22 protein-coding genes are annotated in these 26,809 nt (G+C 38.8%); 4 read left to right on the top strand and 18 right to left on the bottom strand.

The features are described 5' to 3' along the window. Nucleotides 1-3 precede the first annotated feature (3 nt). Nucleotides 4-4,554: a glutamate synthase large subunit gene (gltB, locus tag FN924_RS09130; RefSeq protein WP_143893786.1), complete on the bottom strand. Its 4,551-nt coding sequence runs from the start codon at nucleotides 4,552-4,554 to the stop codon at nucleotides 4-6. A 132-nt stretch (nucleotides 4,555-4,686) separates the two neighbouring features. Between gltB and FN924_RS09125 the strand changes: the two genes are divergently transcribed. Then, nucleotides 4,687-5,589 (top strand): glutamate biosynthesis transcriptional regulator GltC, encoded by a 903-nt coding sequence (locus FN924_RS09125; protein ID WP_143893784.1) that lies wholly within the window; start codon nucleotides 4,687-4,689, stop codon nucleotides 5,587-5,589. Here FN924_RS09125 and FN924_RS09120 read toward each other — a convergent pair. The 4 genes from FN924_RS09120 to FN924_RS09105 form a co-directional block, all read right to left on the bottom strand. Continuing rightward, entirely contained in the window at nucleotides 5,567-5,917 is a 351-nt protein-coding gene (locus tag FN924_RS09120) for a CHY zinc finger protein (RefSeq protein ID WP_143893782.1), read from the bottom strand. The genes FN924_RS09125 and FN924_RS09120 overlap by 23 nt on opposite strands. Before the next feature lie 52 nt (nucleotides 5,918-5,969). Next, nucleotides 5,970-6,107 (bottom strand): small, acid-soluble spore protein L, encoded by a 138-nt coding sequence (locus tag FN924_RS09115; RefSeq protein ID WP_143893780.1) that lies wholly within the window; start codon nucleotides 6,105-6,107, stop codon nucleotides 5,970-5,972. A gap of 78 nt (nucleotides 6,108-6,185) precedes the next feature. Further along, nucleotides 6,186-7,046, bottom strand: a complete 861-nt coding sequence (locus tag FN924_RS09110; RefSeq protein ID WP_143893779.1) for a 5'-3' exonuclease — start codon at nucleotides 7,044-7,046, stop codon at nucleotides 6,186-6,188. 71 nt (nucleotides 7,047-7,117) lie between these two features. Next, complete coding sequence (locus FN924_RS09105) at nucleotides 7,118-8,533, bottom strand: PAS domain S-box protein (protein ID WP_143893777.1); 1,416 nt, start codon at nucleotides 8,531-8,533, stop codon at nucleotides 7,118-7,120. A gap of 151 nt (nucleotides 8,534-8,684) precedes the next feature. Between FN924_RS09105 and msrA the strand changes: the two genes are divergently transcribed. Continuing rightward, nucleotides 8,685-9,212: a peptide-methionine (S)-S-oxide reductase MsrA gene (msrA, locus tag FN924_RS09100; RefSeq protein ID WP_143893775.1), complete on the top strand. Its 528-nt coding sequence runs from the start codon at nucleotides 8,685-8,687 to the stop codon at nucleotides 9,210-9,212. Between the two features lie 77 nt (nucleotides 9,213-9,289). On the opposite strand, the gene hisIE is transcribed toward msrA, so the two are convergent. Genes hisIE through FN924_RS09060 form a run of 8 tightly spaced genes read right to left on the bottom strand, consistent with a single transcriptional unit; the run spans nucleotide 9,290 to nucleotide 15,616 of the window. Further along, on the bottom strand, nucleotides 9,290-9,952 hold the full coding sequence (hisIE, locus tag FN924_RS09095) for a bifunctional phosphoribosyl-AMP cyclohydrolase/phosphoribosyl-ATP diphosphatase HisIE (RefSeq protein ID WP_143893773.1): 663 nt from the start codon (nucleotides 9,950-9,952) through the stop codon (nucleotides 9,290-9,292). Then, nucleotides 9,936-10,700, bottom strand: coding sequence for an imidazole glycerol phosphate synthase subunit HisF (gene hisF / locus FN924_RS09090; protein WP_143893771.1), 765 nt, complete (start codon nucleotides 10,698-10,700; stop codon nucleotides 9,936-9,938). Before hisF ends, hisIE begins: the two co-directional genes overlap by 17 nt. After that, on the bottom strand, nucleotides 10,701-11,402 hold the full coding sequence (hisA, locus tag FN924_RS09085) for a 1-(5-phosphoribosyl)-5-[(5-phosphoribosylamino)methylideneamino]imidazole-4-carboxamide isomerase (protein WP_143893769.1): 702 nt from the start codon (nucleotides 11,400-11,402) through the stop codon (nucleotides 10,701-10,703). It abuts the gene before it with no gap. Then, on the bottom strand, nucleotides 11,380-11,997 hold the full coding sequence (hisH, locus tag FN924_RS09080) for an imidazole glycerol phosphate synthase subunit HisH (RefSeq protein WP_143893767.1): 618 nt from the start codon (nucleotides 11,995-11,997) through the stop codon (nucleotides 11,380-11,382). Before hisH ends, hisA begins: the two co-directional genes overlap by 23 nt. Beyond that, nucleotides 11,994-12,581, bottom strand: a complete 588-nt coding sequence (hisB, locus tag FN924_RS09075) for an imidazoleglycerol-phosphate dehydratase HisB (protein WP_143893766.1) — start codon at nucleotides 12,579-12,581, stop codon at nucleotides 11,994-11,996. The genes hisH and hisB overlap by 4 nt, the downstream gene beginning before the upstream one ends. Further along, on the bottom strand, nucleotides 12,565-13,878 hold the full coding sequence (hisD, locus tag FN924_RS09070) for a histidinol dehydrogenase (protein WP_143893764.1): 1,314 nt from the start codon (nucleotides 13,876-13,878) through the stop codon (nucleotides 12,565-12,567). Before hisD ends, hisB begins: the two co-directional genes overlap by 17 nt. After that, nucleotides 13,875-14,495: an ATP phosphoribosyltransferase gene (gene hisG, locus FN924_RS09065; RefSeq protein ID WP_143893762.1), complete on the bottom strand. Its 621-nt coding sequence runs from the start codon at nucleotides 14,493-14,495 to the stop codon at nucleotides 13,875-13,877. Before hisG ends, hisD begins: the two co-directional genes overlap by 4 nt. Beyond that, on the bottom strand, nucleotides 14,492-15,616 hold the full coding sequence (locus FN924_RS09060) for an ATP phosphoribosyltransferase regulatory subunit (protein ID WP_143893761.1): 1,125 nt from the start codon (nucleotides 15,614-15,616) through the stop codon (nucleotides 14,492-14,494). Before FN924_RS09060 ends, hisG begins: the two co-directional genes overlap by 4 nt. Before the next feature lie 196 nt (nucleotides 15,617-15,812). Between FN924_RS09060 and hisJ the strand changes: the two genes are divergently transcribed. After that, nucleotides 15,813-16,607: a histidinol-phosphatase HisJ gene (gene hisJ / locus FN924_RS09055; protein WP_194709707.1), complete on the top strand. Its 795-nt coding sequence runs from the start codon at nucleotides 15,813-15,815 to the stop codon at nucleotides 16,605-16,607. 33 nt (nucleotides 16,608-16,640) lie between these two features. Here the strand turns inward: hisJ and FN924_RS09050 are convergent, their stop codons facing one another. The 5 genes from FN924_RS09050 to FN924_RS09030 all read right to left on the bottom strand — a co-directional run bounded on the left by FN924_RS09050 (nucleotide 16,641) and on the right by FN924_RS09030 (nucleotide 26,038). After that, nucleotides 16,641-20,246, bottom strand: a complete 3,606-nt coding sequence (locus FN924_RS09050) for a dynamin family protein (protein WP_143893756.1) — start codon at nucleotides 20,244-20,246, stop codon at nucleotides 16,641-16,643. Between the two features lie 113 nt (nucleotides 20,247-20,359). Beyond that, nucleotides 20,360-20,830, bottom strand: a complete 471-nt coding sequence (locus FN924_RS09045; RefSeq protein ID WP_143893754.1) for a flavin reductase family protein — start codon at nucleotides 20,828-20,830, stop codon at nucleotides 20,360-20,362. 140 nt (nucleotides 20,831-20,970) lie between these two features. Next, the gene (gene parC / locus FN924_RS09040; RefSeq protein WP_143893752.1) at nucleotides 20,971-23,421 is read right to left on the bottom strand and encodes a DNA topoisomerase IV subunit A; all 2,451 of its coding nucleotides are present in this window, start codon (nucleotides 23,419-23,421) and stop codon (nucleotides 20,971-20,973) included. A gap of 16 nt (nucleotides 23,422-23,437) precedes the next feature. Further along, nucleotides 23,438-25,390 (bottom strand): DNA topoisomerase IV subunit B, encoded by a 1,953-nt coding sequence (parE, locus tag FN924_RS09035; protein ID WP_143893749.1) that lies wholly within the window; start codon nucleotides 25,388-25,390, stop codon nucleotides 23,438-23,440. 228 nt (nucleotides 25,391-25,618) lie between these two features. Continuing rightward, nucleotides 25,619-26,038, bottom strand: a complete 420-nt coding sequence (locus FN924_RS09030; protein WP_143893747.1) for a CoA-binding protein — start codon at nucleotides 26,036-26,038, stop codon at nucleotides 25,619-25,621. 161 nt (nucleotides 26,039-26,199) lie between these two features. Here FN924_RS09030 and plsY point away from each other — a divergent pair, with 161 nt between their 5' ends. Further along, nucleotides 26,200-26,781 (top strand): glycerol-3-phosphate 1-O-acyltransferase PlsY, encoded by a 582-nt coding sequence (plsY, locus tag FN924_RS09025; protein WP_143893746.1) that lies wholly within the window; start codon nucleotides 26,200-26,202, stop codon nucleotides 26,779-26,781. Nucleotides 26,782-26,809: the final 28 nt, after the last annotated feature.

Here is a 26,809-nt window from a genome sequence, read left to right as displayed (position 1 = left end):
TTTCTACTTGACCGCTACTTTTTCTGGTGCATTAGTAACACTCTTATTTGCCTTTTTTGCTTGGAAAGCTGTCATTTGAGCTTCTGAATCACTCATACCAGCTACTTTTAATTGATCAATTTGCTGTAACATTTGTTTAAAGTCACTCGGAATAACTTTTACAAAGTGCTGTAATGCATCTTGCCAATTATTTAAGATTCCAGCAGCTTTACTACTATTTGTGTAGTTTAAGTGATTTTGTATCATCGTTTTTAATTCATTTATTTCTTCATGATCTGTTAACGATTCAAACTCAATCATTTCTTGGTTACTTAAATTCTTAAACTTCTCTTTATCCTCTGCGTAGACATAAGCTATACCGCCTGACATCCCTGCTCCGAAGTTTTTCCCAACTTCACCAAGTATGACGACACGACCACCTGTCATATATTCACACCCGTGATCACCGATTCCTTCAACAACTACTCGTGCTCCACTATTACGAACAGCAAAACGTTCTCCTGCAAAGCCATTGATATACGCTTCTCCTGATGTAGCACCATAAAATGCAACATTACCAGCTATTACATTTCCACTTGCTAGAATAGTAGATTCTTTTGGAGAGGATACGATTAATTTACCACCGGATAATCCTTTTCCGACATAATCATTTGCATCCCCATCTATAATCATTGTCATCCCTCTCGGTACGAATGCACCAAAGCTTTGACCTGCTGATCCTTTAAAGCGCAACGTTATTGTATCGTCTGGAAGTCCTTCTTCTCCATATTTCTTAGAGATTTCACTTCCTACAATCGTACCGGTCACACGGTTAATATTTCGAATGGAGAAGCTATGATCTACTTTTTCGCCCTCATCAATAGCACGTTTAACCATAGGTAATATTTTGGTTACATCTAGAGATTCCTCAATTTTATGGTTTTGTGCAGTTTTACGAATTCTACCACCTTCTGGTTGATATAAAAGCGTACTTAGATCCAAATCTTTTGCTTTCCAATGTGATTGAGCACGTGCTCCAACTTTTAACACATCTGTTCTTCCAACCATTTCATCCATCGTTCGGAATCCAAGCTCTGCCATAATTTCACGCACTTCTTCTGCAACGAATCTCATAAAGTTGACAACATGGTCCGGATCTCCCATGAATTTCTTCCGTAACTCAGGATTTTGTGTGGCAACCCCCACTGGACAAGTATCAATGTGACAAGCACGCATCATAACACAGCCAAGCACGACAAGTGGAGCTGTCGCAAATCCATATTCCTCTGCACCTAGTAAAGCAGCCATTACGACGTCTTTTCCTGTCATAAGCTTTCCGTCTGTTTCAAGAATGACACGTTCTCTTAAGCCATTCAGCATTAACGTCTGGTGCGCTTCTGCTAGACCAAGTTCCCATGGTAATCCTGTGTGCTTAATACTAGTCTTCGGTGAAGCACCAGTTCCACCGTCGTACCCTACAACGGAAATGACATCTGCGGCACCTTTCGCTACACCTGCTGCAATCGTACCAACGCCTGCTTTCGCTACCAGTTTCACACTAATACGTGCATCACGATTCGCATTCTTCAAATCATGAATGAGTTGAGCTAGATCCTCGATAGAATAAATATCATGGTGAGGTGGTGGAGAAATCAAATCAACTCCTGGTGTAGAACCACGAACAGTTGCTACCCATGGATACACTTTATTTCCTGGTAATTGACCGCCTTCCCCCGGTTTTGCACCTTGAGCCATTTTAATTTGTAGCTCATCAGCATTTACTAAATAGTGACTCTTAACGCCAAAACGCCCGGATGCGATTTGTTTAATTCCACTTCGACGAGAATCCCCGTTTTCGTCTAATTCGTAACGAGTAGGATCCTCCCCCCCTTCACCGCTATTACTTTTTCCACCTAAACGATTCATCGCAATAGCAAGCGCTTCATGTGCTTCTTTACTTAAAGAACCAAAGGACATAGCACCTGTTTTGAATCGTTTTACGATGCTATCTACGGATTCAACTTCCTCTAAAGGAATAGATTTTGTAGATTTGAATTCAAATAAATTTCGTAAAAATCCTATGCGCTCTTCATTTGCTGCTGATGAATATTCTTTAAAGAGATTGTAATCCCCTCGACGACATGCCCATTGAAGGGTGTGAATCGTTTTTGGATTAAACGCATGGTGTTCTCCATTTTTTCGCCATTGGAAATCACTACCTGCTTCCAATGTTTGATCCACAGCATCTTTGTAACCTTCTTCATGACGAAGCTTCGTTTCTTTCGCAATCGTTTCTAATCCTATTCCACCAATTTGAGAGGCAGTCCCTGTGAAATACTTCTTCATGACTTCTTCACTAATTCCAACGGCTTCAAAAATTTGGGCACCACGATAGCTTTGAACAGTGGAGATCCCCATCTTGGACATTACTTTAATAACACCTTCCGTTACCCCGTCCATGTATTTATGAACAGCTTGTGGGTAGCTGACAGACAATGCACCGTCTACAATAGCTTGTTTATATGTCTCAAATGCTAGATATGGATTAATAGCATCTGCTCCATAACCAATCAATGTAGCAAAGTGATGAACCTCTCTGGTTTCACCAGATTCGATAATAATACTTACTTTTGTCCGACTTCCTTGCCTTACGAGATATTGATGTAGTCCACTTACTGCTAACAAGGCTGGAACTGCTACCTTTTGTTTATTCATTCCTCGATCTGATAGAATTAATAGATTTACTCCCGATGAAATAGCCTCTTCTGCTTGCTTAAAAATCGCATCTAGCCCTTGTTCCAAATTGTCTTCAAATAAAGAAGAAATCACTTTGCTTGTAAATCCATCTAATTTGTTTTCTTTAAGTGCTTTTAATTGTTGGTTAGATAATACCGGACTATCTAACTGTATTCGATGACAATTGGTTTTATCCGGGTGCAGAATATTCCCTTCAGGTCCTAAATAAGTCAAAGTAGAGGTTACAATCTGCTCACGATAAGCATCAATCGGAGGGTTCGTTACTTGTGCAAACAATTGCTTAAAGTAGTTGAACAAGGATTGAGGACGTTCCGACAAAACCGCTAATGGACTATCATTCCCCATTGAACCTATTGGATCTTTCCCCTCCGTTACAATAGGAAGGAGATACTTATAAACATCTTCATACGTATAGCCAAATGCTTTCTGTCTTGCTAATAAATCATGGACCGGATCCTCTTCCACTACGTTTACATCATTATCTAACGTAACAAGCTGTTCTTCCAGCCACTCCTGATAAGGGTGTTCATTCGCCATCTCAGCTTTTAACTCTTCGTCGGCAATGATTTTTCCTTGTTCTAAATCCACTAATAGCATTTTTCCAGGACTTAATCGATCTTTGTATAAAACGTTTTCTTCTTCTACGTCGATTACACCGACCTCCGAAGAATAAATAATGTAGTCGTCTTTGGTCACATAATACCGTGCAGGTCTTAACCCATTACGGTCTAATATGGCTCCAATTTGCTTTCCGTCTGTAAAGGTAATAGACGTTGGACCATCCCATTGTTCCATTAACGTACTGTGATATTCGTAGAAAGCTTTCTTTTCAGGCGATATATGTTCATTCTTTTCCCACGGCTCTGGAATTAACATCATCGCTGCATGAGCAGGCTTTCTTCCGGCTAGAATAAAAAATTCTAACGCATTATCTAAAACAGAAGAATCACTTCCATTATCATTTAAAATAGGTAGTAGCTTGTTTAAATCATCTCCGAATGCTTTCGAAATAAACTGTTGTTCCCTGGCTCGCATCCAGTTAATGTTTCCACGCATCGTATTAATTTCCCCGTTATGAATTAAATAACGGTTTGGATGTGCACGTTCCCAGCTCGGGAAAGTATTCGTACTAAAGCGGGAGTGTACTAAAGAAAAAGCAGAGACAAAATCTTCATCCTGCAAATCTAAATAAAACTCATCCACTTGGCTAGGTGTTAACAACCCTTTATAAACAATCGTTTGATTGGAAAGACTTGCAAAATAGAAGCGCAATTCTTTTTTTTCTGCCCAATGCTCAACTTGTTTTCGAATCACATACAGTTTGCGTTGAAAAGCTAAATCATCCAATTCTTCCTGCGCGCCAATAAATACTTGCTTCACTACCGGGCACGTTTCTTGTGCGTTTATTCCGACTTTTCTGACATCGGTTGGTACATCTCTCCAGCCCAAAAGCTCTTGCCCTTCTTCCTTAATAAGAGCGTTTACTTGTTCCACAATTTCTTCTCTCTCTTGTTTGTTCTGAGAAAAGAACACCATTCCGACTCCATAGCGCCCTTTTTCAGGTAAGTGAAAACCATCACAAACTTTTCTAAAATATTGATCCGGAATTTGAACCATAAGTCCAGCCCCATCACCTGTGTTCGGGTCACTTCCTTGACCACCACGGTGATCTAATTGACAAAGCATATTTAAACCTTGTTTTACGATGTCATGGGTTGCATGGCCTTTCAGATGTGCATACAAACCAATTCCACATGCATCATGTTCAAATTCAGGACGATATAGACCCTGCGCCTTCGGCATTTTACTAAAAGTCATGTTTACGCCCCCGTTCTCTCTATTCCTTTAAAGGTGTCTTAGTTCTATTGTAGGTTTTCTTATTAATCCAAACAATATATAATATAGATTAAAACTATCTCACTTTGAGATGAATTGGGGAGGAATAGCAAATTGGAGCTTAGACAATTACGTTATTTTATGGAAGTAGCAGAACGGGAACATGTATCAGAAGCTGCCGAAAACCTACATGTAGCTCAATCTGCTATAAGTAGGCAAATTGCCAATTTGGAAGCGGAATTAGGAGTATCTTTATTTGAGAGAGAAGGACGAAATGTTAAACTTACACAAATTGGTAAGATATTTTTAACACATACAAAAACAGCTATGAAAGCGATTGATCACGCCAAAAAGCAAATAGATGAATACCTAGATCCAGAACGCGGCTCAATAAAGATTGGCTTTCCTACAAGCTTAGCTGGACATTTATTACCTACGGTTATTTCAGAGTTCAAACAGAAATATCCAAATATTGCTTTCCAGTTACGTCAAGGGTCTTACGCATTCTTAATTGACGCTGTAAAAAATCGGGAAATAGATGTTGCTTTTTTAGGACCTGTTCCAACCGATGACCCGGATATTTCCGGACATATTCTATTTACGGAAAACTTGTATGGCTTAGTTCCAATAAAGCACCCACTTTCCGAAAAGTCAAGCATCCATTTAAGCGACTTACGGAACGAAGATTTTGTCGTCTTTCCAAAAGGCTATGTATTACACAAGATTGTAGTGGATGGATGTAAACGAGCAGGATTTTCACCTAAAATTACGTCTGAAGGAGAGGATTTAGACGCCATTAAAGGACTAGTCTCTGCAGGTATCGGGGTAACCATTTTGCCAGAAAGCACATTTTATGAATCCACACCTAGATTTACGAAAAAAATAAAGATAGAATCACCTGAGCTTAGAAGATCTGTTGGTATCATTATACCGAAGCACCGCAATCTTGCTCCTTCTGAAAAGGTGTTCTACCATTATGTTAAAGAGTTTTTCTCTATTCTTCAACGGTTTCAATAGGCCATTCAAAGTAAACGGGATAGTGGAGTTTGCATCCTGGGTTAAATGAAGCATGACAGGTCGGACAAGCACTATGCGACACATACTCATGGATCGTTAGTGTAGAACCACACTCTCCACAAAGTATAGCTTTAGAATCAAACGCTTGTTTTTTCCATTTTAATAGCGGATGATCCGAGTGCTCTTCGTGACATTTGTAGCATGGATAAAACCGTTGACAGCATGGAAATAAAATAGCAATAATATCACTTGGCCCATGATAATGGGAGCATCTAGTTTTGTCGTCTACTAAAGAACCAAATACCGGGGTATCGTGTATGTTTTTCATGCAACCATCCTCCTCTAATTACGAAGGAAAAGGTTATGGAAGCTCCATAACCTTATATTTTCGTATTTCTTTTTTTAGCGCGATCTTCTAGTTGAGACTTTGGACGTTGATTTGCAACATCCTCTGTTAGTCCTTGTGGATTAACACCAGTCCCTGGTTGTTTATTACTATTACGATTTTTCTTAGTCATGAAAAACACCTCCATGGATAGTGTTTCTCATTGTGGAGTTCACTATCCAATTAAGATGTAGCAAATGAGGTTGCTTTTTCAACGAACCGCATCATATTTCATTTCAAGCTCTAATAGCTTCGCTTCTACTAGTTCAGAATCCGTTTTCCAAATCGCAGCATCTAAAGAGCAGGTGACTGGCACTTCACAATGGATTTCAGCCAATTTTCTAGACAAATGTAACATATCCAAATCAGACGCAATTTTGGACTTTATTCCCTTTGATAACTCATCTAAATGAAGTAATATTCCATCGACGGAATCATATTGCTTTAACAGCTTAATCGCTGTCTTTTCTCCAATACCTTTTACCCCAGGATAGTTATCCGACGAATCTCCCATTAGGCCTTTCAAATCTACAATTTGAGCAGGTGTTAACTCTTTTTGTTCCGTAAAAGAATCTTTTTCAAAGACCTCATAATTTCCTTGGCCTTTTCGCATAATAGCAACAGAGATATTCGTATCAACAAGCTGTAAAATATCTTGATCTCCAGTGACGATTAACACATCATGATCCTGACCAAATTGCTTTGCTAACGTACCAATACAATCGTCTGCTTCATATCCCTCCACTCCAACATTCGGGACATCAAAAGCCTCGACTACTTCTTTTACTAAGTCAAATTGAGGAATAAGCTCTACTGGCGGTTCCCCTCTATTCGCTTTGTATGCATTGTATAATTCAGTTCGAAACGTTTTACTTCCCATATCCCAGCAACAAATAACATGACTTGGCTGAAACGTTTCAATTGCATTTAAAAAATATTTCAGAAATCCAAAAATCCCATTCGTTGGTACACCTTTACTAGTTACCATATAATTCCCGGAATAGGAAGTCGCATAAAAACCGCGGAATAGTAATGCCATACCATCCACTAATAAAATATTGGAGCGATTCATGTTTAACCCTTCTCTCTTCGGACATCTAGTATCTCGAACCATACTAGTATAATAGAAAGAAAAGGTCCGTATCAAGCTGAAACATTTACTAAAAAGATAGGTAGCCTAACGGTAAATGTACTACCTTTCCCCACTTCACTTTCTATTTCAATAGTCCCTTTGTGATTCTCTATTATTTTGTGGGTCACCATTAATCCGAGACCCGTCCCTTTTTCCTTCGTTGTGAAAAATGACTCCCCAATTTTTGATAAGGTTTCTTCTGGTATGCCGTGTCCTTGATCTACGATCCTAATGATGGCGTTATTATCTTGTTCTTCCATTTTCACTACTATCCTTGTATTAAACTCGGAAGCTTCAATGGCATTTTTAATCAAGTTTATAAATACTTGCTTTAGTTGTGTTTTTTCTCCAAGAACCGGTACATGCTTTGTAGGTTTATTCCATTCAATCATTATGTTCTTTTTATCCGCCTGTGCGTTTAAGAGGAAGATGACTTCATCTAATACCTCCTCCAGATTTTCTGGTTTTAGTTCCTCGCTAGGCTTTGCGAATCCTAATAAATCACTTGCTATTTGTTCAATTCGTTCAATCTCAATGTTTAAGATACTTATGTAATCTTCTGTTTTAATAGTCCCAGCTTCCATTAATTGTAGGAAGCCTTTAATGGAGGTAAGAGGGTTCTTAATTTCGTGAACTACTCCCGCACTTAATTCTCCAATAACAGCCAGCTTCTCAGATTGACGTAGCAATTTTTCTGTCTTTAACCGTTGCGTAATATTTCTTGTATCGATAATAACGGTGGTATTATTTTCGTGATGCATAAGCTTACCCCGTGATTCAACCCACACGTAATCACCTTGTATTTTCCGAGCGCGGTAACGAATTGTCACTTGTTTTTCGCCATTAAGCAGCTGTTCTTTTAACTGACGAACTGTTTCATGATCGTCCTCATGAATAAAATGTAATAACGGTTCGTTTATAAGATTTTTGGCGTCGTATCCAATTAATTCTTTTATCGATGGAGATATGTATAGAATAGTTCCTTCTAATGATACTTCGGAGATGATGTCAGATATATTTTCGCTTATCATACGATATTTGTATCTACTATGCTCAAGTTCTTTTTTGTATTGTTTACTTTCCGAAATATCCCGAAAATGAACTTGTGCAAATATTCTGTCATCAACGATATAAGGGGTAGCGAATAGTTCTACATTTATAATAGAACCATACTTTTGAATGAATCTTTGTTCCATTAATTCGACGGTTTCTTGCTTATTATAGACTCGATTTAACCGTTCCTTACAAACCTCATAGTATTCCGGATGTAATATTTGATCAATATTTTTAATTTCATTTGCTTCGTATTGTAGAATTTGATAAACATAAGAATTGGCATACACGATGTCTCTCTTATCTAGTATGATGACACCACTTAATAGATTCTCAACCATTTGTGAAAAATCTAACTTACACGTATCGTTCAAATGATCGCCCCCTCACAATTAAATTAAACATAAAATGTAGTTAATTGTAAATAATTATATATTTTTCAAAGTAGTTTTAGAACTTAATTCTGTTCTCTTCGCAAAAAAAGTGGTAACATATCGAATTAAGATCTAGAGGAGTGTGAAACACATGAATAATCAACTCGAAAAAGCAACATTTGCTGGTGGATGCTTCTGGTGTATGGTGAAACCTTTTGACCAATGGGATGGCGTTGAAAGCGTCCTATCAGGCTACACAGGTGGCCATGTGGAGAATCCAACCTATGAACAAGTGAAAACAGGAACAACTGGGCATTATGAAGCTGTTCAAATCGTATATGATCCGAATAAAATAAGCTACCAAACGATTTTAGATCTATATTGGCCACAAATTGATCCAACAGACGACGGCGGACAATTTCACGATCGCGGTCCACAATATAGAACCGCAATTTTCGTACACAATGAAACCCAAAAGGAAATTGCAAAGCAATCTAAAGATGCTCTAGAGCAAAGCGGAAGATTCAAACAACCTATTGTAACAGAAATATTACCTGCTACTACGTTTTATCCTGCCGAAGACTATCACCAAGATTTTTATAAAAAAAACGAGAAAGAATATAAGGAAGATCGAGCAAAATCAGGACGCGATACATTTATTGAATCATACTGGGATTAACAAAAGTACTCCTAACCTCTTTTTCAGAAGTTAGGAGTTAAATAAGGATTTAGTTTACATAATATAATTATATTAAATTACCATTTTTCAATTTCCTGCCGATCACCTTTACTGTTTCCCTTTTTATGGGTCCGACTTTCTAATTCCAATTCAACTTGTGCTAAGCTAACTTCTTGATTAGCCATTAAAACAAAACTATGATAGAAAAGATCCGCAACTTCCTTCACGATTTCCTCACGATCAGAATTTTTAGCAGCAATCACCACTTCTCCTGCTTCTTCGATTACTTTTTTTCCAATCTTGTCGATCCCTTTGTCAAATAGATAGTTCGTGTAGGAATTTTCTACTCGATTTTGTTTACGATCTTCAATCTCCTCAAATAGTTGTTTATAAATAGATAATCGAGGCTCTGCATCCACTATTTCCTTTGTATCTAGATCGATTTCTCGGTAAAAACAAGTTGTTTCCCCTGTATGACAAGCAGGTCCGTTAGGTGTCACTCGTAGTAATATCGTATCTTCATCACAATCCACTTGGATAGCCTTTACTTTTTGGGTATGACCCGAGGTTCCGCCTTTATGCCACAATTCATCCCGAGACCGTGAATAAAACCATGATTCTCTCGTATCCAAGGTTTTTTGATAGGCTTCTTCGTTCATATAAGCAACCATAAGTACTTGTTCTGTAGCATCATCTATTACAACCGCTGGGACAAGACCTTTACTAAAATCCAGATTCACGAATGGACACCCCTTCCCGAACACATGTATCCTTTACTTCTCCAATTGTGAAGGTATTCTCATGGAAAATAGAAGCAGCTAAGGCAGCTGAAACGTCCGTTTTTTGAAATACTTCAGGAAAGTGCTCTGGACTACCACAGCCTCCAGAAGCAATCACAGGAATACGTACAGCATCTACTACTGCTTTGGTAAGTCGAATATCAAATCCATCTTTGACGCCGTCTGTATCTACACTCGTTAGCAAGATTTCCCCGGCCCCTTTCTCTTCAACGGTTTTTGCCCATTCTAATGCATCTAACCCAGAATCCACTTTTCCTCCATGAGTCATGACGTGCCAGCCGTCTTCAAACCACTTAGCATCAATAGCAACTACAATACACTGGGAACCAAAGCGGTTTGCTCCTTCTGTTATCAAGTCTGGATTGGCAACCGCAGCAGAATTCATACCTACTTTGTCCGCTCCTGCTTTTAACAATGTTGTCATATCCTCTACGGTTCGCACACCTCCACCTACTGTAAAAGGAACAAACACTTGATTCGCTGTCTCACGAACAATATCGATCATAGTTTGTCTACCTTCATTCGTCGCAGAAATATCTAAAAAAATGATTTCGTCTGCACCGTGTTGTGAGTATAGGGAAGCCATTTGTACAGGATCTCCAAGCTCACGCAAGGATACAAAATTCGTTCCTTTGACCACTTTTCCTTCTTTAACATCTAAACACGGAATGATACGTTTCACTATCATTTACATGTCCCCCATAAGCGTAACTTTTCCATCATAAATGGCTTTCCCTACGATAGCTTCTTGAATGCCAATTTCTTTTAATGCGTACAAATCTTGATTATCCTTAACTCCGCCAGAAGCAACAATCTTTATATTCACAGCATTATTTATAGCTTGTAGCTGCTCCAAATTCGGACCAGTTAATGTTCCGTCTCTTGATATATCCGTAAAAACAATCGTTTGAACGCCCATCTCTTCCATTTGCTTTGCAAAATCTATATAATGAGTCTCTGTTATCGTTTCCCAGCCTCTTGTTGCTACCATTTCATCCTTCGCATCAATTCCTACTACGATGCTGGAGGAATATTTTTTCAAAGCCTCTCTTAGAAAAGCAGTATCTTCTAGTGCAGAGGTTCCTAATACAAGCCTAGTGGCTCCAGCTTCTAGGAGATTTTCCACCGTTTCGATGCTCCGAATACCACCACCCACTTGAATGGGAACCGTAGACTGATGACACAGCTTTCTTATTAACTCATATTGTCTCGCAGCGCCATTACGCGCTCCATCCAAATCTACAATATGAACAAGCTTTGCACCATTGTTAATGAATTGATCTAGTTGCCCCGTTGGATCACTTCCAACCGAAGTCGTTTTGCTAAAGTCCCCTTGATAAAGGCGAACACACTTACCATCGATTAAATCAATTGCTGGAATGACTAACATACGCTACCTCCTGCAGAAACGTCTTTAGTAGATTCACACCCACTTCTCCACTTTTTTCCGGGTGGAACTGGATGCCATACACATGATCTTTTTTTACAATTGCGGGAACCTCTGTTCCATATTCAGAAGTTGCCACTAGAAAGTCCTTATCTGTTTTTGCTTGGAAGGAGTGTACAAAATAGACATGCTTTCCTTCATAAGGCTGAAACGCATCGTTTCCTGGTTTAATTTCTAATCCATTCCACCCGATATGAGGTAATAAGTAGTCCGTTTCTATCCGTTCTACGGTACCTGGAATTAAATCTAATCCTTTCGTTTTTCCACCTTCATACCCTTCACTGAAGAGTAATTGCATCCCTAAGCAAATACCTAAGAATGGTTTTTCTTGTGCCATTTCCTTCAAGAAGTCTAATAATCCTCTTTGTTCGATTTCGTCCATCGCAGCTTGAAAAGACCCGACACCAGGCAGCACAATATGTGAAGCAGCTCTTAGTTTATTTTGGTCATCCGTCAATATTACTTCGTACCCTAGTCGCTTAAATGCCATCGTGACACTCGCAACATTTCCCATACCATAATCCACAATTGCTATCATTCTATTAGCCCCTTTGTAGAGTTTACCCCTTCTATTTCCGGATTTATAGAAATCGCTTTTGCCAATGCTCTTCCTAACGCTTTGAAAATGGATTCAATCTTATGGTGCGTATTTTCACCGTAAAGCACTTTAGCATGTAAGGTAATACCCGCTTGAAAAGCAAATGCTTGCAAGAATTCACGGACAAGCTCCGTATCAAAATTGCCTAACGTTTGCGTAGAAAACTGTGCATCAAAGACTAGAAAAGGTCTACCACTGATATCTAATGCCACGAAACCGAGAGATTCATCCATTGGAACATATGCATCCCCATAACGATTGATTTGCTTTTTATCTCCTAATGCCTCCCGGATAACCTGACCTAGTACAATTCCTACGTCCTCCACGGTGTGGTGACTATCAATATGCAAATCACCCTCCGCCTTAACAGATAAACCAATTCGACCGTGACGAGCGAATAGCTCTAACATGTGATCAAAAAAACCAACACCAGTATGGATAGTTACTTCTTTACTTTGATCTAGGTCAACAGACACCTCAATAAAGGTCTCATTTGTTTTTCTTTCTTTACTTGCTGTTCTCATCAGATATTCCTCCTTTCCTTTCCTCAACCCTTACTTGAATTGCGCGAGCATGTCCTTCTAGTTGTTCGACCTTAGCAAGATTCATGATGTCGGGTGCTGCATCTAGCAAAGCTTTTTCCGAATAATATAAAAAAGTAGTTTTTTTCAAAAAGTCGTCAACAGATAGTCCCGATGAAAATTTAGCAGTACCGGATGTTGGCAAAATGTGATTTGGACCTGCATAATAGTCTCCTAACGGTTCTGGAGAATAGTTCCCTAAAAATACCGAACCGGCATTTCGTACTTTACCTAAATAATTCATAGGCTGATCTAACTGAATTTCTAAATGTTCTGGAGCTAATTGATTTGCCAATTCAAATGCCTCATCCGTATCTGTCACTTTCACTAAAGCACTACGGTTTTGCAATGCTTGTTCTGCTATCTCTTTTCTCGGTAATATAGCACATTGCTTTTCTACCTCTGCTTTCGCTTCTTCCAGAACTCTTTCTGATGTAGAGAATAAGAAAGACCTTGCAAAAGGATCATGTTCTGCTTGTGCAAGTAAATCAGCAGCTATAAAAATAGGGTTAGCTGTTTCATCAGCGATTATTGCCACCTCAGATGGACCAGCTATCATATCGATCCCTACATCTCCAAAAACTAAGGATTTAGCAGTTGCAACATAAGCATTACCTGGCCCCACAATTTTATCTACGCTAGGAATCGATTCTGTTCCGTAAGCCAGTGCGGCAATCGCGTGAGCACCGCCTATTTTATAAATCTCTTGAACCCCTGCAATTTCAGCTGCCACTAGTAATAATGGAGAAATCGACTCCCCGTTTCGTGCAGGACTTACCATCACTACTCGTTCTACACCAGCTATAATTGCTGGAATAGCGTTCATCAATACACTGGAAGGATAGCTTGCCGTCCCCCCTGGTACATAGATCCCTACATTTTCAATCGCACGGTATAATTGACCCGATGTAATATCCGCTTCTGTCTTCATAAATCGAGAGGTAGGAAGCTGTTTTTGGTGAAATGAACGAATGTTTTCTGCTGCACGTTTCAACGCAACAATCGTCTCTTCTGCTACTTCTCCCCATGCTTTTTCTTTTTCGTCTTTTGTGACAAGCCAATTAGAAGGAACGCCTCCATCAAACTTTTGAGCATACGCTTCAATCGCCTCGTCCCCATTTTGTTGTACATTTGTTAAAATGGCTTGAACATCTTTTAAAACCGATTGATTATCTTCTCTAATTTTCTGTTTCGATAAAAAGGAAGCACGGAATGCATCTGGCGTATAAACAGAAATCATTTTATAACCGCTCCTTTCTGAAGAGACTGAATGATCGGATGTAAAGTATCTCGTTTTATTTTTAACGATGACCGATTTGCAATACATCTCGCACTATATTGGTGAATTTCTTCTTTCACAATTAATCCATTTTCTTTTAACGTCGTACCTGTTTCGACAATGTCAACAATTCCGTCTGCTAACCCTAAAATTGGTGCAAGTTCAACAGACCCTTCTAATTTTACAATGTCTACCGATTCTCCTTTTTGCTTAAAGTATTCCTTTGTAATCGCTGGATATTTACTAGCAATCTTTCGTTTACGATTCGGTAGCTGTTTTCCTTCTTCAATAGCAAGCGCCATTCGACAGTTTCCAAACGGAAGCGGGAACAGATTATACACATCTGGCTGGAACTCCGTTAGCACGTCTTCTCCAACAATTCCCAAATCCGCAATCCCATGTTCTACATATGTTGTCACGTCGACACCTTTCGCAAAGACAAATTGGCAATCCGCTGTATCCACACGTAGCTTTCGTCCTTTTTGAACTAACGGTTCGATGTCATAGCCAATCGACTTAAAAAACTCTAAAAATTGTTTTTCTAGTCTTCCTTTTGTTAGTGCAATCGTTGGTTTCATTGTTTGACCACCTTGAACGTTGAATTCTCTTCTTCTATTTTTAGTACAATGTCAAAAGAATCCGGTTCGGATAGCTCGTACACGATATCTACTACATCGTCTGGGTACGAAGCTCGAACTGATTCTGCATATACGTGGGAGCTCTCAGATGCTAAAATAGCAATTCGCTTTCCTTGTGACTCCTCCATAAAATGTTCAGTAAGAACGTCTACATCAAATGCTAAACCGACAGCAGAAACCTCCTGATTGAATTGATCGTACAGCTTATCGTAACGTCCCCCAGAAAAACAAATCTCTCCTGACTCTTTCATATAGCCTCTAAACATTACTCCATCATAGTAAGGAAGGTTTTTCACTCTCCCTAAATCGACGGTCACATCGTTCATTCCTGACCTTTCCATTAAAGTCGCTAATGATTTCAGGTGTTCCAAAATCGAAAGTAGACGGTCTTTGTTCTTCCATTTTTCTGTATAGTTCTCTATTAAGTCAAAAGAGCCATACGCATCAATTAAATCAACTAATTCATCTGCAACCGCTTCAGAACCATGCCGAATCGCCAAGGAATATACTTCATCTTTTCGTTTATCATGCATAGCCTGTCTCAATTGCTGTTCCACGTTTTCTGTAAGTTCAAGAGAGGCAGTTAATTCTTCAAAAATCCCTGTGTGGCCGAGCTCGATCAAGTAATCAGAAATTCCTAATGCACGTAAATAGCTCATCGCAGTTAACAGACATTCTCCTTCCCCTAGAAAAGGCTCTGTATGAAGAACTTCTATCCCTGCTTGGCGACTTTCTGTCCCCGCTTTATCGCTGCGGAATACAGAACCTTGATACGCCCACTTCCGTTCTGATTTTGGTTGATTCACCAAAGCTCGGGCAATCGCAGTCGTCCAGTCTGGACGTAGCACTTCAATTTCTCCATCCCGATTAAACCACTTCAGCATATTTTGTAGGTTCATACCTACATGTTGATTCGTAAACGTATGAGCAAACTCTACGACAGGGGTAGAAATCTGCTTAAAATTTCTTTGTAATGTAATAAGGCGAAATTGCTCATAAGCTTTTGTGCGATTATTAATAATAGATCCCATTTCATCTTGACTACCTGCTGGTAAAAACATTTGGTCACATCCTACTACCGATTATTCTTTATCACTCTACTGTGGTAAAGTGATAAAATCATTTGTTTGAATTTAACACATCATTCCCATTCCGTCAATACATCTCATCCATTAGCCAGATAGGACAGAACATCGTATAATACGAATAGCAAGGGCATGATTATGTCCTATTATACAAGAATAGGAGTTAGAAATTATGAGAAACGGGGATTTTCACGTTCACACGCAGTATTGCCCCCACGGTAGCAAGGATACAATGGAAGCATACATTTTAAGAGCAATTGAAAAAGGGTTAGAAAGTCTCACGTTTACCGAGCATGCCCCCCTACCAGATTCCTTTGTAGATCCTGTACCTAATCAAGATAGTGCCATGAGCTGGACAGACGTGGATGCGTATTTAGCCGATGGGGAAAAGCTTAAACAGAAGTACAAAGACGATATTCACATAAAAATAGGGTTCGAAGTGGATTATATTGAGGGATTTGAAAAAGAAACGAAGAACATTCTAAATTATTTTGGTAGTAAAATAGAGGATTCTATTTTATCCGTGCATATGCTCCGCATAAACGATGAATATGTCTGTATCGACTATAGTGTAGACGAATTTGAACGAATTCTATCATTATCTAATGGAATAGATTCGCTCTATACACTTTATTACAACACACTAAAACAGTCTATTCTAGCTGATTTAGGAACCTATAAGCCAAGAAGGATTGGACACATGACGTTAATAGAAAAGTTTCGAAAAAGGTTTCCAACAGCAACAGATTTTTCTTCCTTACAGAAAGAAATCTTGTTGCTTATTCAACAAGAACATTTAGAGTTAGATGTTAATACAGCTGGTTTTTTTAAAGATTGGAATGAAAATTGTTATCCTCCACAGCAGCTTATCTATAAAGCTAAAGAACTCGGAATACCACTTGTTCCAGGGTCGGATAGCCATACCGCAAAACATATTGCACGCGGTTTTAACCGTATTACGATATAGAAAAACAGGGAGTTAACTACTCCCTGTTTCCTTTTAGATAAGTGTATTCATTTGTTCAAGCCTTGCTTGTAATCCATGAATATCTACAGACTGTGATAAAGCAGCTTGATAACCTGCATAAAACTCTTTAACGGAAGCTTTTGCTTTTTCTTTCATGGACACTTCTGCTTGCATCCATTCCTGTTCCAAATGCTTCCAAAACGTGCTTTCCACCTCTTTCAAGAACTGAGAAACATATGGCCGAAGTTGAACTTCTAGCGCTTCCTTCATTTTTTCTTTTTCATTTTTTTCGAAGAATGATTTAGCATTTTTAAACAATTGAAGTGCAGATTGGAAGGTTTGCTTGTTCACGTCTTGAAGCGGATTTTGGAAAGGTGGTGCTTCCCATGTCCGGTATTCGAAACTAGCAAAGCTAACATGTTCATTCACTTTCGCACTGAGCACTTCCAATTGATTATATAGTTCTTTTAGTTTATCATTTCCAAACCGCTCCATCCTTATGGAGACTGCACGAACTTCTTGATCTAATTCATATTTCAGTCTACTTAATAATGCCTCTAAGCTTAGCTCTAATCCTATTCTTGCTTCTGATCCTGAACCTTTAATGACAGAAGGGTTGAATTCCTCTTTGAATTTTTGATTAAATTCAATAAAAATTCGTTGTTGGACGTAATAAAGTTGCTTCTCTAGCTTTTGTTGAATTTCCTTTTGATAGGAACTTGAATTTAAATTTTCCACGTTCTTCAAAATCGTTACCTTTTCGGTATCATATTGCTTCAGCTTCGTTTCCTTCTCTTCATTGCTAAGCGATGCATCCTCTAAGTAAGTAGCAAGTGTAGTCCGGGCTCGCTTTATATCAAATAAAGAGGATTGAATTAGCATCTCCACTAAATCTTCTTCAATAAAGGCATAAAATTCTTCTTCAAAGGAGGAGAATCCTGCTTCTTCCTCGCTTTTCTTCTTTGCTTGGAGCGCGAAGTAACTAGATAATGGATATAGTTTAGGATTCGTAATGCCAAATTGCCGTAATTGCTCATCCATATAGGTTGTAACCATATTCAATTCCGCTTCATTCTGCGCTAAATCGGATGCATTAATAATGAAAAACATTTTGTCTAAGCTAAACGCATCTTTTACTCTACCTAGCTGTGTCAAAAAATCTTTATCCGCTCGTGAAAATGGATGATTGTAATACGTTACAAAAAGGATTGCATCTGCATTTTTAATATACTCAAACGAGACATCTGTGTGACGAGCATTCACGGAGTCCGCACCAGGTGTATCCACTAAGGTTATTCCTTTTCTCGTTAGATCACACTCATAGAACAGCTCCATCCAGCTTACATAGCAGGCTATCGATTCTTCTGATACATAGCTCGAGAAACTCTTTAAATCGATCGTAATTTGTTTCCCTAAATGCGCTTGATTTCGTTCATAGCCGTCACAAATCGCCTGTAAGAAATGGCGCTGTCTCTCCGTCAATTCTCTTTCTGTAATTGACTGTATCCCATTTATACCTTTTCTCACATATTCACTCAATGAAGAAAATAAAGACTGCTCCAGTTGCAGCATTTGTTCGATATCCAATAGAAGTGCTTTTTCATTCTTCAACTGAACGGTAATGGTTCCGTGTGGATGCTTGGAATCAGGCGGGCTAATTTTGTTGATCGCTGCTGTCGTTGGATTTGGAGATACCGGTAAGACGTGTTCTCCTAACACCGCATTTGCAAACGAAGATTTCCCAGCACTAAATGCACCGAATAAAGCAACTGTGAAATGTCGATTTTTGAGTCGTTTCCCTTTATTTGATAAATCGTCCTTTATGGTTTGAAAGCCTGACACTCCCTCTAATAATTCAATGGATTTCCTCAATCGGCTTTGAATCATGTCAACAGAATAAGACGATCGTTCCCTTTCCAAAACCGTCTTTTCTTCATGTACGATTTCCTTTTGCTCCACTTCCTGTTCTTTCATTTCTTGTGGAGAACGGAAACGCGGAACTCGCTCCGCAAGCCTTTTCGATATTATATCAACTGGCTCCAAGTGTAGGACTTCATCAGTCAGAACGTGTAACAAATTTTCCTCCAACTGATGAATGTCTTCCCGAATATGGTGAAGCTGTTCTAGATGGTCATCTCTTTGCTGGGATTGCCGTAGTATCACTTCAAGTTGTTTTGCTTTTTCTTCGTTTCGTGCTCTAAGTTCAGCGACAAGCTCATCCCGAAGGCTATTTGCTACTTGTTTATATTTAGATTTAATAAACTGACTAACATCGTCCGTATAAACTAATAAATACTCGCCATTTAAGTTAGCTCCTGGTTTTATTAAATCAACCAACGTATTCTTTTGGATAGTAGCATGAAAAGATTGAATATGCTCCTCCAAACCAGTTTGTTCTAACTGATAAGCCTTCATCGCTTCTAAAAACTTATCTCGTAACTTCCACTGTACCTTCGACTCGATTTGCTCCAATAAGTTATCATAGAAGTCTTGTAACCTTTGTTGGCGTGCTTCTTCCGTTTTCTTTTTGGAACCAAGAATTCCGACCTTGAAAGACCTTTGTTGAGATTCTAAAAATTGTTCCGCTTTCTCACGCAATTCAAATGGCATCAGGTACGCATTTTTAAGGGTTTTATCTATTTGATCCGTAAGTTCCTTTTCCGCTTCTTTTTCCATCGCTTGCAGTGCGTTCAGTTCATCTTCCAATTTACCTGTCGCTTGAAGATTCGAGCTTTCCTTTGCTTTACTTTCTAATTCCTGTAATGTATCTTCTTTTTGCTCGAACATCCATTGAATATGCTGATCCACTAAATCTCTACTCGATTGCTGTAACGTTTCTTCTATCAATCGATCTTTTTCATGCATAATCGTTTGAATCGTATTTTTTAGTTGTTTAAACCGATTGTGTGGATGCTTCTCGTCGCGTAACGATGTGTAAAATATGGCTTCAACTTCAATTCCCCACTGTTGTAAAGTTTGTTCTATACTTTCTTTAAACGCATTAAACGATAATTCCTTTTCTTTATGTTTGTCAATTTGGTTGACCACAATATATATCTTTTTCTGACGATCCTTCATCTGCTTCAAAAAGTCCAAATTCACTTCTGATTGAACGTGATTATAATCCATGACATAAAACATAACATCGACTACATGAATGGACCCTTCTGTAATTATTCGATCCGCGTCCCGCGAAGAATCGATACCAGGTGTATCATACAGCGAAACTCCAGGAATTAATTGCTCCGTTTGTTTACTAATCTCTATTTCCTTAATTAGATTACCATCTTTGGAATACCCTTTAATGGTATCCATATCGTAAGGTTCTTTAAATTGAATCGGATCTTCTTTATAAAAATAAACATTCGCATAAGGCTTTCCATACTTAATTTTTACTATATTCGCACTCGTTGGAATCGGACTTTGTGGTAAAAGCTCCTCCCCCATCAATCGGTTAATCATGGTAGACTTACCTGCGGAAAAATGTCCAGCAAAACTGATAACACATTCCATGTCTCTCTGTTTTTCTAATAAATCAAGTACCCGCTCCAAACGCGTGGTATCTTGATTATGATTAAAAATTTCATAAAGCTTTGCTAGTTGTTTCTCTGTTATAGCTTGTGTCCCAACCTTGTTCATGTATGTCGTGACCCCTTTATCTTTTTCTGCTATTCCCTATTATACGTTTGTTGTCACTTTCTGACTACCATCGGATTCTGCATTAAAAAACCGTCCTCTGGAGAGAACGGCCCTTATGAATCTATTAACGTGCTATAGCTTCCGCTGTAATATAAGATTGGATTGTTTTCTTGCTCATTAATTTGAAAATCACGAACTTCTGCAATTACTATTTTATGATCGCCTGCTTCCACTGTGTAGTCTGCCTTACAGGCGAACATGACCATAGAGTTTGGCAGTACGGGTACCTCTTCTATACATGCAAAATCAATAGGCTCGCTTAAGTCTTGTTGTCTTGCAAACACTTTAGCTAAACTTTTTTGCTTTTTAGTTAGAACACTGATTCCAAACCAACTATGTGTAGTTAACTTTTGATATATTCTCGTTTTATTTCCTAAGGATATTGCAATTAACTTTGGCTCTAAGGAAACAGACATAAAAGCATTAACCGTCATCCCATGAATTTGTTCTTCATCCCGAATTGTAATAACTGTTATACCTGTTGCAAATTTCCCCATTGCGTCTCGAAACTCTCGATTATTCATCCAGTAAACCCCTTTTGTGATTTCATAAATTAGGTGATTGATCATTTTGTACTAAGGTATGAAACAAACAAGAGATTAAGAAGAAAAATGTGAATTAGAAAAAAACAAGCTGTTCCACACGAACAGCTTGTTTACATAATCTAATTATCGTTTTCTCCGAACGCTTTGTTATATTGAGCTACCGTCCAAACATCGATTACTTCCCCTTGATCATCTGCATCAATGACATAGGAGCCATTACTGTAACGGTCACTCTTAGGTAATTCAATTGGATTAATGATCTGTCTAGTACCATTCGAAGTTTGGAACTGAACGGTGTCATTCTCTGAGACAATCTCAAATCCCGCAACACGATGAGGATTTTTCTTTAACTCACGTAACATGACAGAACCACGTTTCGCTCGTGATGATTTTTCAAACTCTCTCAATTTCATACGTTTACACGCACCACGATGGGTAACTAAAATGAATTCTGGATCTGAAAGGTCATCAAATACATGTCCACTTATAACATGTTCGCCAGCCTTTAACTGAATCGCTTTTACCCCAGCAGCCCGTTGTCCTACTGGATTAACTTCCGATTCATGGAACCATAGACCAAATCCTTTATTTGATGCAATAAATACATCTGAGTGCCCAGTGGTCACATAACAATTAACTACTTCATCGTCTTTCTTTAAGTTAATGGCAACAAGTGCTTTTGAATACCTTTGTGCCTCATATAACTTAAATTCACTACGTTTCACCATTCCATTTTTCGTGAATATCGTTACATACTGATCGTCTTTGAATTCACGGACAGGGATAGCCGTTACAATGTGTTCATCTTTATCAATAGCAACAATATTCGTAACATGCTGACCTAAATCCTTCCAACGAATGTCTGGAATTTCGTGGACAGGTAAATATAAATATCTTCCCTTGTTTGTGAACAATAGGAGCTTGTCCGTCGTATTAATTTCTTGAAGGGCAACGAGATGGTCCTCTTCCTTTATGGCTAAATCTTCCCCATTTGAAGCTGAGTAAGATCGAAGACTTGTACGTTTTATATAACCATCTCTTGTTACAGAAACAAGAACATCCTCACTTGCAACCATAACCTCTAAGTTAATTTTTAGCTCCTCTATTTCTTGTACAATGATCGTTCTTCGGTCTTCTTTATACTTTTGTTTTATTGCTTTTAAATCCGTTTTAATCACGTCAAAAAGCTTGCTTTCATTCGCTAAAATATCTTCAAGCTCTTTAATTTTTTGTTTTAGTTCACTTGCTTCCGCTTCTAAAGCAGTAATATCCGTATTTGTTAAACGGTATAGTTGCAAGTTAACAATCGCTTCCGCTTGCTCCTCTGTGAAGCCATAAGCTGTTTTAATCTGTTCTTTTGCATCCTGTTTATCCTTAGATGCACGAATCGTAGCGATTAATTCATCAAGAATAGAAATAGCCTTTATTAATCCCTCTACGATGTGTGCTCTGTTCTTCGCTTTTTTCAAATCGAATTGCGACTGACGAGTCACAATTTCTTTTTGGTGTCCAATGTACGAATCTAAAATCGTCGGTAAGCTCAACAGTTTCGGTGTTTTGTCCTGAATCGCTACCATGTTAAAGCTATACGTAATTTGTAAGTCTGTATTTTTATATAAGTAGTTTAGAATCCCGGTGCTATCCGCATCCTTCTTTAGCTCAATAACAATACGCAACCCAGTGCGATCCGTCTCATCACGAACTTCTGCAATCCCTTCTACTTTACGATCAATGCGAAGTTCATCCATTCGTTTTACAAGATTGGCTTTATTCACTTCAAACGGAATTTCTTCAATCACAATTTGCTCACGACCGCTTCTTAATTGTTCGATTTCCGCTTTTCCGCGAACGACAATTTTTCCTCTACCTGTTTCGTACGCTTTCTTAATTTCATCTACCCCTTGAATAATTCCTCCTGTAGGAAAATCAGGGCCTTTCATTTTTTTCATTAATTGATCCACTGTAGCGTCTGGTCGGTCGATTTTCATTATTACTGCATCAATCACTTCTGCCAGATTATGTGGTGGAATATCCGTCGCATAACCAGAAGAAATCCCGGTAGACCCATTCACTAAGAGGTTAGGGAATTTTGCTGGTAATACAACCGGCTCGTTAATCGTATCATCGAAGTTTGGAATAAAATCGACGGTGTCTTTGTCAATGGCACCAATTAATTCAGAAGCAATACTAGAAAGTCTCGCTTCTGTATAACGCATCGCGGCAGGTGGATCTCCATCTACGCTCCCGTTATTTCCATGCATCTCTACTAGTACATTTCGAACCTTCCAAGTTTGACTCAGCCGAACCATGGCTTCATACACAGAGGAATCTCCGTGTGGGTGGTAATTCCCGATTACGGTACCAACTGTTTTAGCAGATTTACGGAACGGTTTATCATGGGTATTTCGTTCTTCATGCATTGCATAAATTATACGACGTTGTACTGGTTTTAAACCATCACGAGCATCTGGTAGAGCTCGGTCCTGGATAATGTATTTACTATACCTTCCAAAGCGATCCCCTATGACCTCTTCTAAAGGTAAATCTAAATATTTCTCTATTTGTGACAAGTCTCAGGTCCCCCCTTTAAGACTGAATGTTCTCGTTATCCATTATGTTCGTTTCATCTTCTAATCCAAAGCGAACATGTGATTCAATCCACTTTCTTCGTGGTTCTACTTTATCTCCCATTAAGGTTGTAACACGCCGTTCTGCACGTGCCATATCATCTATCGTAACGCGGATAAGGGTTCTCGTCTCAGGGTTCATGGTGGTCTCCCACAATTGATCTGCATTCATTTCTCCTAATCCCTTGTAGCGTTGTATCACATATCCATTTTTAAATTCCTTCGTTGCTTTTCTCATTTCTTCTTCATTCCACGCATAGTGCACCACTTCTTTCGCACCTTTTCCTTTTGAAATCTTATAAAGAGGTGGTAGTGCAATGTACACTTTTCCAGACTCCACAAGCTGTCTCATATAACGATAGAAAAACGTAAGCAGAAGGACTTGAATATGTGCTCCATCTGTATCCGCATCTGTCATAATAACAATCTTGTCATATTGAACATCCTCTAAGGAAAAATCTGCTCCTACTCCAGCGCCAATCGTGTGAATAATCGTCGAAATTTCTTCGTTTTTCATCACATCTGCCAATTTTGCTTTTTCGGTATTAATAACCTTTCCTCTCAATGGAAGAACCGCTTGGAATTTACGATCCCTACCTTGCTTTGCTGAACCTCCTGCAGAATCTCCCTCCACTAAATACAGTTCATTTTTCTCAGGATTACGAGATTGAGCTGGAGTTAATTTTCCACTTAACAAGGCATCTTTTCGCTTTTTCTTTTTACCAGACCTTGCTTCATCTCTAGCTTTTCGAGCTGCTTCTCTCGCTTCCTTTGCACGTATCGCTTTTTTAATAAGCATCCCTGCGACATCTGGATTTTCTTCTAAGAAATAGGAGAGATTTTCAGAAACAACGGCATCCACTGCGGACCTTGCTTCAGAGGTACCTAACTTCCCTTTGGTCTGTCCTTCAAATTGTAATTTCTCTTCCGGAATACGAACAGAGACCACTGCTGTGAACCCTTCTCGAATATCATTACCGTCCAAATTTTTGTCTTTCTCTTTTAGTAATGAGATTTTTCTAGCATGTTCATTAAATACTCGAGTAATTGCCGTACGAGCACCGGACTCATGTGTTCCTCCGTCTTTTGTTCGAACATTGTTTACAAAGGAAAGCATACTTTCTGCATATCCATCGTTAAACTGAAAGGCGAAATCAACTTCAATTTCTTGCTGTTCCCCTTCAAAGGAAACAACGGGGTGTAATGCATCCTTCTCTTCATTCAAATACGTAACGAAGGATTCTAATCCATCCGGATATTGGTACGTTTCGGATGTATCATGTCGTACATCTATTAACTCTATTTTAAGCCCCTTTAATAAAAAGGCAGCCTCACGCAACCGTTCGGAAAGTGTTTCGAATTGGTAAACCGTCGTAGAGAAAATGGTATCATCCGGTTTAAAATGGATGGTTGTTCCTGACTGTCTCGTCTTTCCGACAAGATCAAGCGATGTAACGGGTACTCCACCATGTTCGAAGCGTTGCTTAAATACTTGTCCATCACGATGAATGGTCACTTCCAACCACTCAGACAATGCGTTAACGACAGATGCACCAACCCCGTGCAATCCACCACTCGTTTTATACCCGCCTTGTCCAAACTTTCCTCCGGCATGCAGAACTGTAAAGATTACTTCTGGTGTTGGCTTTCCGGTTTTATGCATCCCTGTAGGCATACCACGACCTTTGTCTTCAACAGAAATACTGTTATCGTTATGTATCGTTACTATAATTTTATCTCCAAAACCAGCTAGAACCTCGTCTACGGCATTGTCTACGATTTCATAAACTAGGTGGTGAAGACCCCGGGAATCCGTGCTTCCTATATACATACCAGGTCTTTTTCTGACTGCTTCTAGCCCTTCTAACACCTGGATGGAATCATCTGAATACTGTGATGTCTGATTTGCCACGTAAACACCCGCTCCTTTCCCCTATCTTTCTCTAATATTAGAACAAACGTTTGTTTGTGTAAAGAAACTATTTGAAGCGTACTCGTACTATTTTAGCTTGTTTTTCTGTTTTCGCAAACAGCAAAATGAAATCTCTATCGTATATATTACCTAATCACAGTAAAAATCCCTGCTTAAAACAGGGATTTTCTTCTTAGATAATTCTTTTGTAAAACTTATTCCCGTTCTTTACCTCTTTTGTATTGTAAGAGAGTGTGCCACTTTTATACATAAATCCATCACTACAGTGAAATCATGTTCTTTTAAATAATGATAGGCTTCTTCATTCCAGATGCCTTGTTGGGCCCAAAAGACTTTTGCATCTGTTTGGACGGCTTCTTTTGCAAGCTCGGGTAAATATTCAGAACGGCGGAAAACATTGATAATATCAAACGGTTCTTCAATATCTCCTAGACGCGCATATGCTTTTTCTCCCAACGTCTCTGTTATTTCGGGATTTACAGGTATAATACGGTACCCAGCTGCTTGCATCGCTTTTGCAATCTGGTATGATGTACGATTTGGTCGATCAGATAAACCTACTACCGCAATTGTTTTGCTTGTTTCTAAGATTTGTTTCAATGTTTCTTTATTCGGGTGTAATTCCATGACTCGTACCTCCTCTATACTCTATATTATGCCACATTTGGAAGCATGCATGACTACATAAATTGTACCCGTATTGATTTACAAAAAAATAATATCCTATGGTATGATGACATAGATAGCTTTTGATATTATAAGGCTTTTTAAATAAAGGAGAGAAAAGAATGGACTATTTCATATATGGACTTATCGCATACCTTCTAGGTTCAATTCCATCCGCCTTACTCGTAGGAAAAATTGGCTATAATATTGACGTTAGAGAAAAAGGTAGTGGGAACCTTGGTGCCACCAACACCTTCCGTGTATTAGGCATAAAAGCAGGACTTATCGTATCCTTTGCTGACATCCTGAAAGGAACATTAGCTACTAGTTTACCAATCTGGTTTGCTTCTGATATCAATCCACTTATTGTTGGGGTTTTCGCAGTGCTTGGTCATACATATCCGCTTTTTGCAAAGTTCAAGGGTGGCAAGGCAGTAGCTACATCCGGTGGAATTATTTTAGCTGTTAATCCTTTATTATTCGCTATTATGGTTCTTACGTTCTTCATCGTACTTTATGTATCGAAATTTGTGTCCCTATCATCGATGGTTACTGGAGTTGTAGCTATTATTGTTACGATTATTCAACAAGATGTCCCACTCATAATTTTGACTGGTATTCTGACAGCATTTGTCGTTTATCGTCATCGTTCGAATATTAAACGGATTATGAATAAGACGGAACCGAAGATTTCATGGATGTAGTCGGAAAATCATAAAAATTGAATATTGG

This window comes from Radiobacillus deserti (assembly GCF_007301515.1).
Lineage (GTDB): Bacteria > Bacillota > Bacilli > Bacillales > Amphibacillaceae > Radiobacillus > Radiobacillus deserti.
The sequence above is the reverse complement of the archived record's forward strand: the minus strand, read 5'-3'. Positions and strand labels throughout refer to the sequence as shown.